Below are 15,174 nucleotides of genomic sequence, written 5' to 3' on the forward strand. Positions count from 1 at the left end.
TGGAGCATCGGATCACTCGGCGGCCGGGCGGGTCCGCTTCGTGGTCTTCGGCAGCTTCGCCGCCGGAGTGGCCGGCTTGGTCGCCTTCGTGGCGGTCGTCTTGGTGACTGCCTTGGTGGCGGTCGCCTTGGTGGCGCGGGTCCGCTTCACCGCGGCCGGCTTGGCGGCCACCGCCTCGGCCACCTCGGCCGGGCTGGGCACCTCGGCCGGCGCGGTGGCGGCCGGCTTCGGGGCGGCCTCGGCCTTCGGGGCCACGTCGACGCCGGTGGCCTCGGTGGCCTCGATGTCGGCGTTCACGGTGTCGGCGGCCTCCAGCACCCCGGCGCCGACGACACGCTCACCCCGGGCGACAAGCTCGGCGTACGCGGCCAGGGCGCGCTCCTGCGCGGCGTGCGCACCGGCCACCACGACGGCGGCGTTGCGGGTGGCGGCCTCGCGGAGCTTCTCGATGTTGGCGGCCTCGCGCAGCTTCTCCAGGTTGGCCGCCTCGCGGAGCTGGTCGAGGTCGGTGGCGACGGCCCGCTCGCGCAGCCCGGTGGCGGTCTGGTTTGCCGTCTTCAGCGTCTCGGTGGCCTTCTGGCGCAGCTCGAAGCCGGTGACGACGGCCTTGCCACCGAGGTCGGCGACGACCCGGGTGCCGAGGCCGCTGACCACGGTGGGCAGCTTGCGCAGCTGCTCCAGGGCCAGCTCACCGGCGCCGGCGGCGGCGTAGAGGGGTGCGGGGATGCGGTTGGTCTTCGGCTGGGTGGTCATGACTGCTCCTCTTCGGCCGCACCGGCGGCCTTCCGGGCCGCCCGGCGGGCGGTCGTGTGCTCAGGGGCGGCGGTGGTCGGGGCCGGCGCGGCACCCGCTTCGGTGACGGCCACCGATTCGAGGACCGCCTCGGTCGGGGTGCCCTCCGGCGTGACCGGACCGGTGGCGGCCGCCGCGACGGTCGCCGGGGCCTCCGGCGCACCGGCCGCCTCGGTCGCCGTTGTCCCCGTCGTGGCGGCCTTCTCGGCCGTGGCGGCCGTCTCCGCCGCCGTGGCCGCCTCGGTCGCCTCGGCCAGGCGGGCGTTCTCGCGCCGGAACGTCTCGTAGATCTGGGTGAGCGACTGCTTCTGGGCCATGGTCAGCTCGGGGTCGACGGCGATCGCCGCGAGCACGCCCTGGCCCTCCTTGTCGTCGAGCAGCCCGGCGCGCAGGTACATCGCCGGGGTGGAGACACGAAGCGCGCTGGCGAGCTGCTGGAGCACCTCGGCACTCGGCTTGCGCAGCCCGCGCTCGATCTGGCTCAGGTAGGGATTGCTGACACCCGCCTGCTCGGCGAGCTGGCGCAGTGAGATCTTCGCGTTGCGCCGCAGGTCGCGAATGAACCCGCCGACATCGGGAAGGTCCTTGCTGGTGGCCATGACTCAACGCTAGCCCGGTCCGCTAACTGCTGCAAGCAAAACGCTAGCCAGAGTTAGCAGGGTCACCGAAGGTGGGTTGCGGAGCCGATGTCCGGTCCGTACCGTTCCCGTCCGTGACCAAGATCGATATCAACGGCGCCCAGCTCGCGTACGACGAGAGCGGCGCCGGCACCACCGTGGTGCTGCTGCACGCCGGCATCGCCGACCGGCGGATGTGGCGCGAGCAGGTCCCGGCGCTCGCCCAGCGGCACCGGGTGCTCGCCCTGGACCTGCGCGGCTACGGCGAGTCGGAGCTGCCGCCCGCGCCGTTCGCCCACCACGACGACGTGATCGGGCTGCTCGACGCCCTCGGCATCGAGCGGGCCGCGCTCGTCGGCTGCTCGTTCGGCGGCCGGGTCGCCGTGGACACCGCGCTCGCCCACCCGGAGCGGGTCTCGGCGCTGGCGCTGTTCGGCGCCGCTATCTCTGGCAACGAGTGGTCGGAGGAGACCGAGCAGCTCTGGGAGGAACTGGTCGGCGACGTGGACCCGGAGGACTTCGCCGCCACCGCCGCCGGGGAGGTGCGCTTCTGGGTGGTCGGCCCGACCCGCCGCCCGGAGGACGTCGACCCGGAGCTGATCCGGTTCGCCGAGGAGATGGACCGCCGGGCGCTCGCCGCCGAGCAGGCGCTGAGCGCGATCGAGGTGGGCGAGCTGGACCCGCCGGCCATCGACCGGCTGGGCGAGCTGCGCGTACCGGTGCTCGTCGCCGCCGGCGCCGACGACCTGGCCGACATCCGCCGCCTGGCCGACCGCATCGCCGACGAGGCCCCGAACGGCGTACGCCTCCCCGACGTCCCCGACGCGGCCCACCTGCTCCCCGTCGAGCGCCCCACCGAGACGAACGCCGCCCTCCTGCCCTTCCTCCCCTGACCCACTCTTTCGCCGATCTTGCACTTACGGCCCTCCGCGCGCCCGGAATACCCGGTTTGCCGGGGCAGCAAGTGCAAGATCAGCGAGGGGTGGGGTGAGGGTCACCAGAGGGGGCGGATGGCCCCTACCGGGAGGCCGCCGCCCAGCAGGGGGGGCTCGGCGTACTCGGTGAGGATGGGGGCGCGTACGTTCAGGCGGGCCAGGGCGGACACCAGGACAGGTGTGCGGGCTCTCGCGGCGCCGTCGTCGATCTTCAGGGCGACAGCGCCGACCTCCGGGATCGCCGCCGCGATCACACCCTCCGCGCCGATCTTGGCGAGCAGACCGGGTACGCCGCGCATCAGCCGCGTGTCCTCCGCCTGGGTGCCGCCGACCAGCTCCGGGTACGCCCGCATCGCGTCCGCCACCGTCCGCTCCTCGGTGCCCGGCTCGGCGCCGACCAGCCGCAGGAACGCCCGCGCCAGCCCGGTCAGCGAGACGGCGAGCACCGGTGCGCCGCAGCCGTCCACCCCGACCGCAGCCGCCCGCTCGCCGGTGAACTCCTCGATGGTGGCGGTCAGGTGCTGCTGGAGCGGATGCTCCGGCCGCCAGTAGCCGTCCAGCGGCCACCCGGCGGCCAGGCAGGTGCGCAGCATGCCCGCGTGCTTGCCGGAGCAGTTCATCAGCACCCGGGCCGGGCCGCCGCCGGCCCGCAGCACCGCCTCCCGGGCGGCCTCGCCGAACGGCAGGTCCGGCGGGTTGTGCAACGCGTCCCCGCTCAGGCCGGCGTCGCGCAGCAGCGCTGTCACCCGCTCGACGTGGAACTCCTCGCCGGCGTGACTGGCCGCGACGAGCGCGACGTCGGCCGGGTCGGTCAGCGGCAACCCCGCCCGGAGCATGCCGATCGCCTGCATCGGCTTGTTCGACGAGCGGGGGAAGATCGGCGAGGTGACGTCACCGGCCCCGGCGACCGGCTCACCGGCGGCGTCGAGCACCACCACTGAACCCCGGTGGACGCCCTCCACGAAGCCGGACCGGACCACCTCGGCGAGCGGCACGCCGCCCTCGTACGTTTTTCCCACGTTATGGACGGTACCGAGGGGACGGGCCCGGTCGGCGGCGGGGTGACCTGCGACGTCGACCGAGGCGGTACGGGGCCGCAGCGGGGTGCGCCGCTTACCTGGCGGTAGCCGGGAGGCCGAGCAGCGTACGGGCCTCGGCGGTGGTCAGCGGCGGGCGCTGGGCGAGCTGGGCGAAGCCCACCGCCCGCGCGACGAGCTGCATGTTGGACTCCACCGGGCGCCCCTTGGCGTACGTGACCGTGTCTTCCATGCCGACGCGCAGGTGACCACCGGTCGACAGCGAGGCCAGCATCACCGGGATGGTGCTACGCCCGATGCCGGTGGCCGAGAACGTGGTGCCCTCGGGCAGGTCACGCAGCATCTGCTGGGCTGCCACCAGGGTCGCTGTGGTGCCCGGCATGCCGCCCGGCACGCCCATCACGAAGTCGACGTGCACGTGCCCGCCGTGCGGCAGGCCGTACTTGCCGAGCAGCCGCTGCAACGCGGTGAGGTGGCCCAGGTCGAAGATCTCGTACTCGGGGACGACGCCCCGCTCCTGCATCCGGGTGTGCAGGTCGACGATGAACTCCCACCGGTTGAGGAACACGTCGTCGCCGAAGTTGACGGTGCCCATGGTGCAGGAGGCCATGTCCGGCCCGGCGTCGAGCACCGCCAGCCGGGCGGCCTCCGGGTCGGTCACCGCACCGCCGGAGGAGAGCTGCACGATCAGGTCGGTGCTCTCCCGCAGCGCCGCCACCGTGTCGCGCAGCCGCCCCTGGTCGAGCGTGGGCCGCGCGTCGTCGTCGCGGATGTGGACGTGGATCACGGCGGCGCCGAGCGCCTCGCACTCCTTGGCGGTCAGCAGCAGCTCGTCGAGCGTCACCGGCAGCGCCGGCACCTCCGCCTTCGCCGACTCCGCGCCGGTGGGGGCAACCGTGATCAACGTCCCTGTCGTCATGCCCCGGATCCTAGACCGGTGCCCGACGCCGGGTCGACCGGAGGATTTCCGGTGCGAGCGGCGTTAAGAAGGGACCCTTCCTTTACCGGAGGCGTTAATAGGGGGCCCTTCCTTACACGTCAATGGCGGCGGCGCTCTCACCCACCAGCAGGCGGGCGTCGTCGGGCGTGTTGCGCTTCAACACGGCGAGCGCCACCTGGCCCAGCTCGAAGTGCTGCACGGCGGTGCCCACGAAGCCGACGGTCCGGCCGTCGAGCGTCACCGGCGTACCGGCCACCGGCGGCTGGTCGGTCGCCACGCCGTCCAGGTGCAGCAGGACGAGCCGGCGGGGCGGCTTGCCCAGGTTGTGCACCCGGGCCACCGTCTCCTGACCCCGGTAGCAGCCCTTGTCGAGGTGCACGGCCGGGGCGATCAGGTCCACCTCGGCCGGGATCGTCCGGTGGTCGGTGTCCACGCCGGCCCGGGCCCGCCTGGCGGCCACCCGCATCGCCTCGTACGCCCACAGCCCCGCCACCGGCACCCCGGCGCCGCGCAGCTCGGCGACCACCTCGTCCATGGCGGGCCGGGGCACCAGCAGGTCGACGCCGAGCGCCACCCGCCGGGCCCAGCCGCCGACGGGGAGCGGCTTCACGTCGTACACCACTGAGGGCCGCGCGGGCAGCTCACCGGAACGGAACTTCGGACCCGGCACCGCGACCACGTCGGGTGCGGCCAGCCCGGTGACGCCGAGCGTGTCCAGCGCACCGGCCGCCTCCGGCCCGACCAGCGACAGCAACGCGTGCTCGGCGGTGGCGTCGCGCGGGTCGACCCGGCTGAAGAACCGCATCTTCTCCAGGAATGACAGGAGGCCCTCGGTCATCCCCGGCTCGGTGTCCAGCCAGGTGGTCTCGCCGTCGTCGGCGACCATCGCGTGCTGCTCGACGTGCCCGTGCGGGGAGAGCACCAGCAGTTCGGTGCCCTGCCACGGCGCCAGCGCGGCCAGGTGCTGGCTGGTGAGCGTGTGCAGCCAGCCGATCCGCTCCTCGCCCGGCACGGCGACCACGCCCCGGTGCGAGCGGTCGACCAGCCCCACGCCGGTGGCCAGGAGCCGCTGCTCGCGCATCGGGTCGCCGTAGTGCGCGGCCACCGGGCCGACCCCGGCGGCGCGGTGGGCCGGCTCGGGCTGGTCCCGGGTCTTGTCGTCGATGGCGTCGGTGGTCACCGCTCCGGCGATGTCGATCATGTGTGTTCCCCGTCCTGTGCGCAGCGGCCGCAGACCCCGAAGAGCGCGACGTGCCCGATGTCGACCTGGAACCCGCGCTGGTCGGCCAGCTGGTCGGCGAGCGGGCGGAACATCTCGGGTGAGATCTCGTCGATCGCCCCGCACTCCCGGCACACCAGGTGCACGTGCTGGTGCTCGCCGGCCGCGTGGTAGGTCGGCGAACCGTGCGACAGGTGCGTGTGCGTGACCAGACCGAGCCGCTCCAGCAGCTCCAGGGTGCGGTAGATGGTGGTGATGTTGACGCCGGCCGCCACCTCACGGACCGCCGTGTGCACCTGCTCCGGGGTGGCGTGCCCGAGGTCGAGGACGGCCTGGAGCACCAGCTGCCGCTGCGCCGTCAGCCGCAGCCCGCGCGCGCGGAGCATTTCCGCCAGGGAGGATTCGGACACCCTTCGATCATAGTTCGGCCGCCGCGCCGGTCCATCCGCCGCCGGGGTACGCCACTACGCTGCGGCCGTGGAGGCGACGCGGGTGGCGGTGCTCGGCCGGGGGCTCGTACCGGCGGGTGAGCCGGTGCTGCGCGGCGACGACCGGGGCGTGCTGCACGGCGACGGCCTGTTCGAGACGCTGCACCTGCGCGACGGGCGGCCCTGGCTGCTGGAGCCGCACCTGGCCCGGCTGCGGGCCGGCGCCGCGGCGATCGACCTGCCGCTGCCCCCGGACGCCGCGCTTGTCGAACTGCTGGACGCGGTGTGCGCCGGCTGGCCCGCGCGGACCGAGGGCGCGCTGCGGCTGGTCTGCACCCGGGGGCCGGAGGGCGGCGGGCCGCCGACGGTGTACGCCACGCTCGGCGAGGTGCCCGCGTCGGCCCGGGCCGCCCGGCGCGACGGGGTGACGGTGGCCACGCTGCCGCTCGGGGTGGCCGCCCGGTCCCGCCCGGAGCTGGGGTGGCTGCCCAGCGGCGTGAAGTCCACCTCGTACGCGCTGAGCACCGCCGCCCGGCGGTGGGCGCGGCGGACCGGCGTGGACGACGTGCTCTGGGTCTCGTCCGACGGCTACGTGCTGGAGGGGCCCACCGCCAACGTGGTGTGGTGCAGCGGAGGCCGTCTCCTCACGGTGCCGGCGGCGCAGACCGGGATCCTGCCCGGCGTGACCGCCCACCACCTGCTGGAACGCGCGGCCGAACTGGGCCTGGCGGCCGGCGAGCACCTGCCCACGGTGCCCGACCTGCACGAGGCCGAGGCGATCTGGCTGACCAGCTCCCTACGCGGCCCGGTCGAGGTGACCAGCCTGGACGGCGATCCCCGCCCCAGGCACCACCTGACCCACCGCGTCCAGGCCCTCCTGCGCTTCACCCCACCCCGTTGACCATGAAGTTGGCGGCGTCGGCTGCCCGATTCGTCGCCGCCAACTTCATGATCGCCGGGATCGACGGCGGGGCGGGGTCAGCCGGCCACCCGGGTGAGACGGGCGGAGAGGTGCGGGCTCAGCGGCTGACCCACGGCGGCCATCTCCTGGGCGTACAGCAGGGCGCCCTCCACGATGCCGAACAGGCGGGCACCGGCGGTGACCTCCTTCGCCGTGGCGGTACGCACGACGGCGTCGGTGGCGAACTCGATCTGGGTGCCCTTGCGCTTGCCGATGTGCAGCTCCATCACGCCGGTCGGCACGGTCATCAACGCCTCCAGCTCGTCGGTGACCCGCTCACCGTCGAGCACCGGACGCCACCAGCCCACCTCGCGGCCGGCGGGGCGGACCGGGCGGCTCTGCTCGTCCAGGAGCCAGGCCCGTGACTCGTAGAACAGGAACGGCCGGCCGTCGTGGCTGATCCGGATCTCCTGCGCGTAGTCGAAGTCCTCGATCGTCGGGAACCCACCCCGGCCCCGGCCGCGCCACACCCCGACGTACGGCAGCAGCCCGTCCAGGCTCGGGTGCAGTTTCGGGCCGACGCGCAGGTCGTGGCTCTCCTCGTACGGGTACGGGTCGACCGGCGGCGCGTTCAACCAGGGCGGCTGAAGCGGATTCTCACTCACAGATTCACCACTTACCTCTAGCTATGCGGACCGCGAGATAGACCAGGCCACCGGCGAGCGCGCCCAGGCCGGCGACCAGCAGGCTGACGAACCCGATCTCGGTAACCATCCCGGCCATCCTATGCTGGCGGCATGGCGCGCACTCTCGTCGTGAAGGCCACCGCCGGCGCGGACTCCCCGGAACGCTGCGCCCAGGCGTTCACAGTCGCCTCCACCGCGGCCGCAGCCGGGGTGGACGTGTCGCTCTGGCTCACCGGTGAGTCCACCTGGTTCGCGCTTCCCGGGCGAGCGGAGACGTTCGAGCTGCCGCACTCCGCGCCGCTCGGCGAGCTGCTGCACGTCGTCCTGGCCACCGGCCGGCTGACCGCCTGCACCCAGTGCGCGGCCCGGCGGGACATCGGACCGGGCGACGTCATCCCCGGCGTACGCATCGCCGGAGCAGCGGTGTTCGTCGAGGAGGCGATGGCAGAGGGCGCGCAGGCGCTCGTCTACTGAGCCACCAACCAGCTTGTCCACTCTGCCCGGTGGGCCGATCCTGGCCCGACATGTCCGGATTGCGCCTACCATGCGCATGTGAGTGAGGCGATCAAACGGTTCTTCGCGTCGCTGCCGGCGCGCGCCGCGGTGGTGCTCAACAGCCCGATCGGCGGCACGCTCCAGATCGATCTGGCTGACGGCAACCGCACCGAGCACTGGTACGTGACGCTGAGTCCCGGATCAGCGAAGGTCAGCCGGGAGGAGCAACGGCCGGCCGACGGCGTGCTGACCCTCTCCACCGAGCTGTTCGAGAAGCTGGTCACCGGCCGGGAAGCAGGCATGGCAGCGGTGCTGCGCAACGAGGCCACGTTCAGCGGGCACGTCGTGCTCTTCCTCGCGTTCCGCCGCTTCCTGCCGGCCCGGCCCGACGCACGGGATCCGCGGGACACCGCCCGCGAACACGTCCGGCGGCCGGTGTGAAGGACCGGGTCAGCATCCTCGACGGCAACACGTTCCTGGTCAGCGACGATCGCGGCAACATCGAGCCGTCGTACGACTTCCCCACCGGGCTCTTCTCCTTCGACACCCGGTTCCTCTCCACCTGGTTCCTCACCCTCGACGGGCAACGCCTGCACGCGCTCTCGATCGACGACTCGCTGTCGTACAAGACGCGGTTCTTCCTGGTCCCCGGCGAGCCGACGCACTATCTGGACGCGGACGTCTCGCTGATCCGCGCTCGCGCGATCGGCGGCGGCCTCGACGAGCAACTGACCCTGCTCAACCACTCCGAGCAGGAGAAGGAGTTCCGGCTCCGGCTGGAGATCGGCTCCGACTTCGCCGACCTCTTCGAGATCAAGCACAAGCGGGACAAGAAGGGACGCACCACACCCACCGTGGAGCGCAACGCGCTGCGGCTGACCTACCGCAGGCAGGCGTTCCACCGCGAGACGCTGGTGACGAGCAGCGCGCCGGCCGAGGTCGACGCTGACGGGATGACGTTCCGGATCCGGGTCGGCCCGCACAGCGAGTGGACCACCACGCTGCACATCGAGACGGTCATCTACGGTGCCCGGGGCGAGGACATCCGGGCCGCCCTTCCCCTCGGCCGCCGGCGCACGGCCGACGACATCGACGCGGAACAGAGCGACCTGATCAGCCGCGCGCCCAAGCTGGGCTGCGACTGCGAGCCGCTGGCCGGTGCGTACCGGCGCAGCCTCAACGACCTGGCCGCCCTCCGGTACGAGTCGATCACGCTCGGCGTCCGGCTGCTCGCCGCCGGCCTGCCCTGGTTCATGACGCTGTTCGGCCGGGACAGCATCTTCACCTCGTTACAGGTGCTGCCGTTCCTGCCGGAACTGGTCAAGCCCACGATCGTCATGCTCGCCGGCCTCCAGGGCAGCCGGATCGACGACTTCCGGGACGAGGAGCCCGGCAAGATCCTGCACGAGCTGCGCTACGGCGAGACCGCCGGCTTCGAGGAGCAGCCGCACTCGCCGTACTACGGCGCCGCCGACACCACGGCGCTGTTCGTGATCCTGCTCGACGAGTACGAGCGGTGGACCGGTGACGCCGCGCTGGTGCGCCAGCTGGAACACGAGACGCGGGCGGCGCTGACCTGGCTGGACACGTACGGCGACCTGCTCGGCACCGGCTACGTCTGGTACATGTCCCGCAACCCGGAGACCGGCCTGCCGAACCAGTGCTGGAAGGACTCGCCGGACGCCATCTCCTACGCCGACGGGCGGATGCCCGAATTCCCCCGGGCGACGTGCGAACTTCAGGGGTACGCGTACGACGCGAAGCTGCGCGGTGCCCGCATGGCCCGCACCCACTGGAACGACCCGGCGTACGCCGACCGGCTGGAACGCGAGGCGTCGGCGCTGAAGGAACGGTTCAACAACGACTTCTGGATCCCGGACCGTGAGTACTACGCGCTGGCGCTCGACCCGTGGGGCCGTCGGGTGGACGCGCTCACCTCCAACATCGGCCACCTGCTGTGGAGCGGCATCGTCGACGAATCCCGGGCCCCGGCCGTCGCCGCCCACCTGCTCGGCCCGCGCCTGTTCTCCGGGTGGGGCGTGCGTACGCTCGCCGACGGGCAGGGCCGGTACAACCCGGTCGGCTACCACGTCGGCACGGTGTGGCCGTTCGACAACTCGATCATCGCCTGGGGCCTGTGGCGGTACGGCTTCCGGCAGGAGGCCGGACGGATCTGCGACGCCCTGCTCAGCGCGTCGCAGTACTTCGACGGGCGGCTGCCCGAGGTGTTCGCCGGCTACGCGCGCGACCTGACCGAGTACCCGGTGGAGTACCCCACCGCGTGCAGCCCGCAGGCGTGGTCCGCCGGCACGCCCCTGCTGCTGCTACGGGTGATCCTGGGCCTGGAACCGCAGGGCGAGCACCTGATCATCGACCCGGCCGTACCGGCGGGGATGGGCCGGGTGGAACTGCTCGACATCCCGGGACGCTGGGGCCGGGTGGACGCGCTCGGCCGCAGCCGCGAGCCACACGAGGAACCCGCGCCGCCGCCGCTCACGCTGCCCGACCAGTGACGTCAGGCCGGGCAGGACGTGGTCACCGCCACCCGGACCCGCTCGCCGGCCCGCTGCGCCAGCACCGCCGGGTCGCCCGGGCGCGCGTACCTGTCGGCCGAGTCCACGACCGGCGCGGCGCCGCCGCCGAACGCGACGGCCAGCGGCTGATCGGCCGGTGCGGCCGCCTCGGACCGGACCGTGCGGGCGGTCCCGCCGCCCGGGCAGGGCGCGGCCAGCACCTGGACCGGGCCGGTCGCGCCGCCCCACCGGCCCAGCGCCGCGGCCAGCACTGCCGACTCGGCGGCGGCGTCGGCGGACGGGGCCCGGTAACCGGAACCCACCGGGCGGCAGCCCGTGTCGGCGGTGAGCAGTAGCCGGCCCGGTCCACCGGCCCGGCCCTCGACGGTGACGAACTCGCCCGCGTCGGCGCGCAGCAGCGGCTCGCCGTCGAGCGTCGACACCCCGGCCCGCCACGGCGCCGGCAGCCGGTCGGCGATGCCGCGCAGCACCGCGCGCACGTCGTCGCCGCCGATCGCCACCTCGACGCCGCGCTCCAGCGTCGCGCCGTCGTCCATCGGCGTGATCCGGCAGCCGCGTTCCAGCCGGTCCGGCAGGAGCGCCGGTACGCCCGCACCGCCCACCGCGGCGGTCAGCTCGCCGATCGCCCGGTCCACCACCGGGCCGGCCTGCTCCAGCGACCGCTGCTCCTTGACCGTCGGCGGGTCGGTGCGCACCGACCACCAGGTCAGGCCGGCCAGCAGCACTGCCCACGCCACGGTGGCGACCACCGGCCAGCGCGGCCGGCGGCGGGCACCCGGTCCGGGGCCGGGCGGGTTGGGCGGGGCGTAGCCCGTCTCGACGGCAGTCACCCGGCAATGGTGTCACGTACCGGCGAGCTGCCCGGCCGCGCCTCGGCACCCTGGAACGGCTCGTGGCCCGCCACCCGGTCGGGTGGCGGGCCACGATCAGAGCGTGGGTCAGGCGGCGACCGAGACGGTCACCTCGTTGATCCCGCGGGTCGCCGACACGGCGGTGTCGCCGTTGCCGTGGCGGGACAGCGCGCGCAGGGTCCAGGAACCCGGCGCGGCGAAGAACCGGAACTGCCCGGCCGCCGACGTCACCACCTCGGCGGTGAACTCACCCGTCGAGTCGAGCAGACGCACGTACGCGCCCGGCACTACCTCACCGGACTCGGCCAGCACGCGGCCGGTGATGACGGTCTCCTTCTCCAGGTCCAGGCTGGCCGGGAGCGGAGCGGACTGGTCCGGCGCGGCGCAGCCGGCGGCAGCCGTCGAGGCTGCGGAGGCGGCGGTCATCAGGCCTCCCCCGGCTCGTCGCCGAGCGCCACCGGCACGCCGACGAGCGAGCCGTACTCGGTCCAGGAGCCGTCGTAGTTCTTCACGTTGCGGTGCCCGAGCAGCTCCTGGAGCACGAACCAGCTGTGCGAGGAGCGCTCGCCGATCCGGCAGTACGCGATCGTCTCCTTGCCGTCGTCCAGCCCGGCGTCGGCGTAGATCTTGCGCAGCTCGTCGTCGGACTTGAACGTGCCGTCCTCGTTCGCCGCCTTGGACCACGGGACGCTGATCGCGGTCGGGATGTGGCCGGCCCGCTGCGCCTGCTCCTGCGGCAGGTGGGCGGGGGCGAGCAGGCGGCCCGCGAACTCGTCGGGGCTGCGCACGTCGACCAGGTTCTTGGTGCCGATCGCGTCGACCACCTCGTCGCGGAACGCGCGGATCGAGGTGTCCGGCTCCTGCGCGACGTACTGCGTCTTCGGCCGCTCCACCGCGTCGGTGACGAGCGGACGGGCGTCCAGCTCCCACTTCTTGCGGCCGCCGTCGAGCAGCTTCACGTCGCGGTGGCCGTAGAGCTTGAAGTACCAGTACGCGTACGCGGCGAACCAGTTGTTGTTGCCGCCGTACAGGATCACGGTGTCGTCGTTGGCGATGCCCCGGTCGGACAGCAGCGCCTCGAACTGGGTCTTGTTGACGAAGTCCCGGCGGACCTGGTCCTGCAGGTCGGTACGCCAGTCGAGCTTGACGGCGCCGGCGATGTGCCCGGTGTCGTAGGCCAAGGTGTCCTCGTCGACCTCGACGAAGACGACGCCCGGGGCGCCGAGGTTCTTCTCGGCCCACTCGGCCGAGACGAGTGCGGTGTCGCGACTCATCAGATCACTCCCTGGTGAGGATGGTTTGGTGAGCCTGCGCGTGGGGATCGATCTCGGTGATTGTCGCACCACACGCGGACCCTGAGCTAGGAACGGATCACGGGTACGTGCGACGGCGCCGCTGCCGGGCGTTGAGGGGAGGTTCGTGGACCCTTGGGGCCGCCGTTCAGGCGGCCGGAGACAGCCCCGCCGTCAGATGACGGGGCGACACAGGCAGGTGGCCACGCGGCACAGGTCGACCGCGCGCCGTTTGGTGAGGAGGGTCCCCATGGGCAGGGAGATTACCAGCCCACGCCACGGACGCCACCAGGCCGACCAGCATCCGGGACGGCAGGCCCGGTCACCGGACCGGGCGCGGGCGGCTTGTCAGCCGGCGGAGTTGATGGCAGGCCGGCTTGTCAGCCGGCGGAGTTGATGGCAGGCCGGCTTGTCAGCCGGCGGAGTTGATGGCAGGCCGGCTTGTCAGCCGGCGGAGTTGATGGGCACGTTCGCCGCGTCCGCCGTAACCACCAGGCCCTCCGGCTTCGGCTCCACCTTGCGCAGGTTGAGCTGGAACGGCAGCTCCGGCAGCGGCACGTCGATCGAGATGCCCTGCGCGTACCGGGTCAGCGCGGCCCGGGCCAGCGGCAGGTTCGGCAGGCCATCGGCGGTGAGGTCGTTGAACCGCAGCGCCACCTTGTTGCCGGTCACCGTGACGTCGGCGGTGCCGTTGACGGTGAGCTTGATGCCCAGGACGTCGACCGGGGCGGTCACGGCGAGCTTGCCGTTGCGCTCGCCCAGCGTCAGCCCGGGCCGGTCCAGCAGCTTGGCCAGGCTCTCGTAGGTGACGGTGCCCCGCCCGTCCACGCTCTCGGCCACCACGTCGCCCCGGCCGGAGCGCAGCGTGTCCAGCGACGCGGTCACGTTGCGCGCGTCCACGTCCAGCTTCGGCACCTCCACCGCGTCACCCTGCACGTTCCCGCGCACGTCGGTGAGCTGGATCGAGATGCGTTCGTACCGGCCGTCGAGCACCTGGGTGAGGAACGGGAAACCGGCCACCTCGACCTGCGGCGCGGAGGACTGCGCGTCCTGCTTGGCGACCTCCTGCCGGACCTGGTCGGCGATGGCACGCTCGGCCACCCCGGCGGCGACCCGGTCGGCTACGACGAGCAGCCCGGCCAGCACCAGCAGCAGGACGAGGAAGCCGATCAGCACCTTCCGGCCCCGTCGCCGGGGTCGGCCCTCCGCCGGGTACGCCTCTGCCACGCCGCCTCCAGTCCTCGCCGCCGTCACCGCGCCTCGCGGCGCAACCGTACTTACCCGAGGCGAATCCTCCCCAACCGCGTCAGAGGAACAGCACGCACATGGCGTACGCGGCGGGCGCGGCCAGCGCGAACCCGCCCAGCGGCCCCTGCATGTGCCGGGCCACCCACATCGTCGGCGGCTCGCCGGCCATCAGCCGGCCCGCCTCGGCGTACCCCACGGCGAGGTCGGCCAGGACGGCGGTGGCCGCGCTGACCACCCCGACCAGGGCGGCGCTGGTCGGGGTGAAGCCGACCAGGTAGCTGCCGAGCACGGCGCTGGTGAGGGTGCCGATCATGGCGCCGGCGACCACACCGGCCGCGCCGCGCGGCACCTGCGGGGCGAGCCGGGGCCACGGCGCGACCGCGTCGGTGAGCCGGGCGACGAGCAGCGCCACCCCGGCGGCGGTGAGGCAGACGGTGATCGCCTGGGTGCCCTTGGGGATCCGGCTGAGCACGATGAGCGTGGCGAAGGCGACCACGCCCACCACGATGAACAGCGTGCCGCCGAGCGAGTCGGTCACCCGGACCCGGTCCACCCGCCGCACGAGCTGCCCCAGCACGCCGAGCAGGAAGCCGGCGGCCGCGGCGTAGCCGAGCGGGGCGAGGCCGGCGATGTCCGACCGCACGGCGGCGATGTCGGCGATCACGGCCGTGCCGGCGCTGACGAGCGCGACGACGAGCAGCGCGGGCGGTCGCATGGCCATCGTCCAGGCCAGCACGAACAGCAACTGGACGCCGAAGATGATCGCCGCGAACGGCAGCCGGTGCCCCGGGCCCGCGGTCTGCGCGCCGAGCACCAGGCCGACGCCGAGCAGCGCGGCGAAGCCCGCCACGGTGAGCGCCAGGGGCCGGCGGACGGGGACCGGCGGCACCTCCTCCTCGGGCTCCTCGTCGGACTCGTCGTCGGGACGCCGGCCGGGGCCGCCCTTACGCAGCCGGCGCGGGCCCTTGCGCTCCCGCCGGTCACCGTCCTCGTCGGCGGGGCCGGTACGCGGGGCGGGCGGGTAGCCACGGGCGGGGCCGGGCGGCCCGGCGGACGGGTCGCCGGCCCACGGTTCACGACCGGTGTCGCGCGAGGTGGAGGGAAACACGCCCCGATCGTGCCAGACCCGGGCGGCTCGGCGGAGGTCCCGGTTTCGGCGACGTTAAAACCTGCGGCGCGATCAAGGGCAGAAAGGGCAA

At 73.4% G+C, this 15,174-nt stretch carries 19 protein-coding genes; 5 read left to right on the forward strand and 14 right to left on the reverse strand.

Features of this window, described 5'->3' with window-relative positions; all coding sequences use genetic code 11:
- Positions 1–12 precede the first annotated feature (12 nt).
- On the reverse strand, positions 13–753 hold the full coding sequence (locus tag AB0D28_RS24220; protein WP_357389228.1) for a hypothetical protein: 741 nt from the start codon (positions 751–753) through the stop codon (positions 13–15).
- Positions 750–1,391, reverse strand: coding sequence for a helix-turn-helix transcriptional regulator (locus AB0D28_RS24225; protein ID WP_357389230.1), 642 nt, complete (start codon positions 1,389–1,391; stop codon positions 750–752). Before AB0D28_RS24225 ends, AB0D28_RS24220 begins: the two co-directional genes overlap by 4 nt.
- Before the next feature lie 113 nt (positions 1,392–1,504).
- Between AB0D28_RS24225 and AB0D28_RS24230 the strand changes: the two genes are divergently transcribed.
- Positions 1,505–2,302 carry an alpha/beta hydrolase gene (locus AB0D28_RS24230; RefSeq protein WP_357389232.1) on the forward strand — a complete coding sequence of 266 codons (798 nt, stop codon included), beginning with the start codon at positions 1,505–1,507 and terminating at the stop codon, positions 2,300–2,302.
- Positions 2,303–2,403: 101 nt separating this feature from the next.
- Here the strand turns inward: AB0D28_RS24230 and AB0D28_RS24235 are convergent, their stop codons facing one another.
- The 4 genes from AB0D28_RS24235 to AB0D28_RS24250 all read right to left on the reverse strand — a co-directional run bounded on the left by AB0D28_RS24235 (position 2,404) and on the right by AB0D28_RS24250 (position 5,926).
- On the reverse strand, positions 2,404–3,363 hold the full coding sequence (locus AB0D28_RS24235; protein WP_357389234.1) for an asparaginase: 960 nt from the start codon (positions 3,361–3,363) through the stop codon (positions 2,404–2,406).
- A gap of 94 nt (positions 3,364–3,457) precedes the next feature.
- Positions 3,458–4,300 carry a 3-keto-5-aminohexanoate cleavage protein gene (locus tag AB0D28_RS24240; protein WP_357389236.1) on the reverse strand — a complete coding sequence of 281 codons (843 nt, stop codon included), beginning with the start codon at positions 4,298–4,300 and terminating at the stop codon, positions 3,458–3,460.
- Between the two features lie 112 nt (positions 4,301–4,412).
- Entirely contained in the window at positions 4,413–5,522 is a 1,110-nt protein-coding gene (locus AB0D28_RS24245; protein ID WP_357389238.1) for a folate-binding protein, read from the reverse strand.
- Entirely contained in the window at positions 5,519–5,926 is a 408-nt protein-coding gene (locus AB0D28_RS24250; RefSeq protein WP_357389280.1) for a Fur family transcriptional regulator, read from the reverse strand. The genes AB0D28_RS24245 and AB0D28_RS24250 overlap by 4 nt, the downstream gene beginning before the upstream one ends.
- Positions 5,927–6,017: 91 nt before the next feature.
- Here AB0D28_RS24250 and AB0D28_RS24255 point away from each other — a divergent pair, with 91 nt between their 5' ends.
- On the forward strand, positions 6,018–6,869 hold the full coding sequence (locus tag AB0D28_RS24255; RefSeq protein ID WP_357389240.1) for an aminotransferase class IV: 852 nt from the start codon (positions 6,018–6,020) through the stop codon (positions 6,867–6,869).
- A gap of 77 nt (positions 6,870–6,946) precedes the next feature.
- Here AB0D28_RS24255 and AB0D28_RS24260 read toward each other — a convergent pair whose 3' ends face one another.
- Positions 6,947–7,534: an FABP family protein gene (locus AB0D28_RS24260; protein ID WP_357389242.1), complete on the reverse strand. Its 588-nt coding sequence runs from the start codon at positions 7,532–7,534 to the stop codon at positions 6,947–6,949.
- A gap of 4 nt (positions 7,535–7,538) precedes the next feature.
- A complete protein-coding gene (mtfM, locus tag AB0D28_RS24265; protein ID WP_030504452.1) occupies positions 7,539–7,643 on the reverse strand; it encodes a small membrane protein MtfM in 105 nt (34 codons plus the stop codon).
- A 23-nt stretch (positions 7,644–7,666) separates the two neighbouring features.
- Here mtfM and AB0D28_RS24270 point away from each other — a divergent pair, with 23 nt between their 5' ends.
- The 3 genes from AB0D28_RS24270 to AB0D28_RS24280 all read left to right on the forward strand — a co-directional run bounded on the left by AB0D28_RS24270 (position 7,667) and on the right by AB0D28_RS24280 (position 10,563).
- Positions 7,667–8,029, forward strand: a complete 363-nt coding sequence (locus tag AB0D28_RS24270; protein ID WP_357389244.1) for a DsrE family protein — start codon at positions 7,667–7,669, stop codon at positions 8,027–8,029.
- 78 nt (positions 8,030–8,107) lie between these two features.
- A complete protein-coding gene (locus tag AB0D28_RS24275) occupies positions 8,108–8,491 on the forward strand; it encodes an SCP2 sterol-binding domain-containing protein (protein ID WP_357389246.1) in 384 nt (127 codons plus the stop codon).
- A complete protein-coding gene (locus tag AB0D28_RS24280; protein ID WP_357389248.1) occupies positions 8,488–10,563 on the forward strand; it encodes a glycogen debranching N-terminal domain-containing protein in 2,076 nt (691 codons plus the stop codon). Before AB0D28_RS24275 ends, AB0D28_RS24280 begins: the two co-directional genes overlap by 4 nt.
- A gap of 2 nt (positions 10,564–10,565) precedes the next feature.
- Here AB0D28_RS24280 and AB0D28_RS24285 read toward each other — a convergent pair whose 3' ends face one another.
- From AB0D28_RS24285 to AB0D28_RS24310, 6 genes are all read right to left on the reverse strand, one after another.
- Positions 10,566–11,414, reverse strand: coding sequence for a hypothetical protein (locus tag AB0D28_RS24285; RefSeq protein ID WP_357389250.1), 849 nt, complete (start codon positions 11,412–11,414; stop codon positions 10,566–10,568).
- Between the two features lie 108 nt (positions 11,415–11,522).
- Positions 11,523–11,861 (reverse strand): DUF1416 domain-containing protein, encoded by a 339-nt coding sequence (locus AB0D28_RS24290; RefSeq protein ID WP_354868562.1) that lies wholly within the window; start codon positions 11,859–11,861, stop codon positions 11,523–11,525.
- On the reverse strand, positions 11,861–12,709 hold the full coding sequence (locus AB0D28_RS24295) for a sulfurtransferase (protein ID WP_357389252.1): 849 nt from the start codon (positions 12,707–12,709) through the stop codon (positions 11,861–11,863). Before AB0D28_RS24295 ends, AB0D28_RS24290 begins: the two co-directional genes overlap by 1 nt.
- A 192-nt stretch (positions 12,710–12,901) precedes the next feature.
- Entirely contained in the window at positions 12,902–12,979 is a 78-nt protein-coding gene (locus tag AB0D28_RS24300; RefSeq protein ID WP_311202345.1) for an Ms5788A family Cys-rich leader peptide, read from the reverse strand.
- Positions 12,980–13,171: 192 nt separating this feature from the next.
- Positions 13,172–13,954, reverse strand: a complete 783-nt coding sequence (locus AB0D28_RS24305; RefSeq protein ID WP_357389254.1) for a DUF2993 domain-containing protein — start codon at positions 13,952–13,954, stop codon at positions 13,172–13,174.
- Between the two features lie 79 nt (positions 13,955–14,033).
- Positions 14,034–15,083: a hypothetical protein gene (locus AB0D28_RS24310; protein ID WP_357389256.1), complete on the reverse strand. Its 1,050-nt coding sequence runs from the start codon at positions 15,081–15,083 to the stop codon at positions 14,034–14,036.
- Positions 15,084–15,174: the final 91 nt, after the last annotated feature.

The organism is Micromonospora sp. NPDC048169 (genome assembly GCF_040652815.1).
Classification (GTDB): Bacteria; Actinomycetota; Actinomycetes; order Mycobacteriales; family Micromonosporaceae; genus Micromonospora.

What these genes read in the sequence shown, in the direction of transcription:
- AB0D28_RS24250 (WP_357389280.1), bottom strand. Translation starts at nt 5,926, where the DNA reads ATGCTCCGCGCGCGCGGGCTGCGGCTGACGGCGCAGCGGCAGCTGGTG.
- AB0D28_RS24240 (WP_357389236.1), bottom strand. Translation starts at nt 4,300, where the DNA reads ATGACGACAGGGACGTTGATCACGGTTGCCCCCACCGGCGCGGAGTCG.
- AB0D28_RS24225 (WP_357389230.1), bottom strand. Translation starts at nt 1,391, where the DNA reads ATGGCCACCAGCAAGGACCTTCCCGATGTCGGCGGGTTCATTCGCGAC.
- AB0D28_RS24290 (WP_354868562.1), bottom strand. Translation starts at nt 11,861, where the DNA reads ATGACCGCCGCCTCCGCAGCCTCGACGGCTGCCGCCGGCTGCGCCGCG.
- AB0D28_RS24245 (WP_357389238.1), bottom strand. Translation starts at nt 5,522, where the DNA reads ATGATCGACATCGCCGGAGCGGTGACCACCGACGCCATCGACGACAAG.
- AB0D28_RS24300 (WP_311202345.1), bottom strand. Translation starts at nt 12,979, where the DNA reads ATGGGGACCCTCCTCACCAAACGGCGCGCGGTCGACCTGTGCCGCGTG.
- AB0D28_RS24220 (WP_357389228.1), bottom strand. Translation starts at nt 753, where the DNA reads ATGACCACCCAGCCGAAGACCAACCGCATCCCCGCACCCCTCTACGCC.
- AB0D28_RS24270 (WP_357389244.1), top strand. Translation starts at nt 7,667, where the DNA reads ATGGCGCGCACTCTCGTCGTGAAGGCCACCGCCGGCGCGGACTCCCCG.
- mtfM (WP_030504452.1), bottom strand. Translation starts at nt 7,643, where the DNA reads ATGGTTACCGAGATCGGGTTCGTCAGCCTGCTGGTCGCCGGCCTGGGC.
- AB0D28_RS24295 (WP_357389252.1), bottom strand. Translation starts at nt 12,709, where the DNA reads ATGAGTCGCGACACCGCACTCGTCTCGGCCGAGTGGGCCGAGAAGAAC.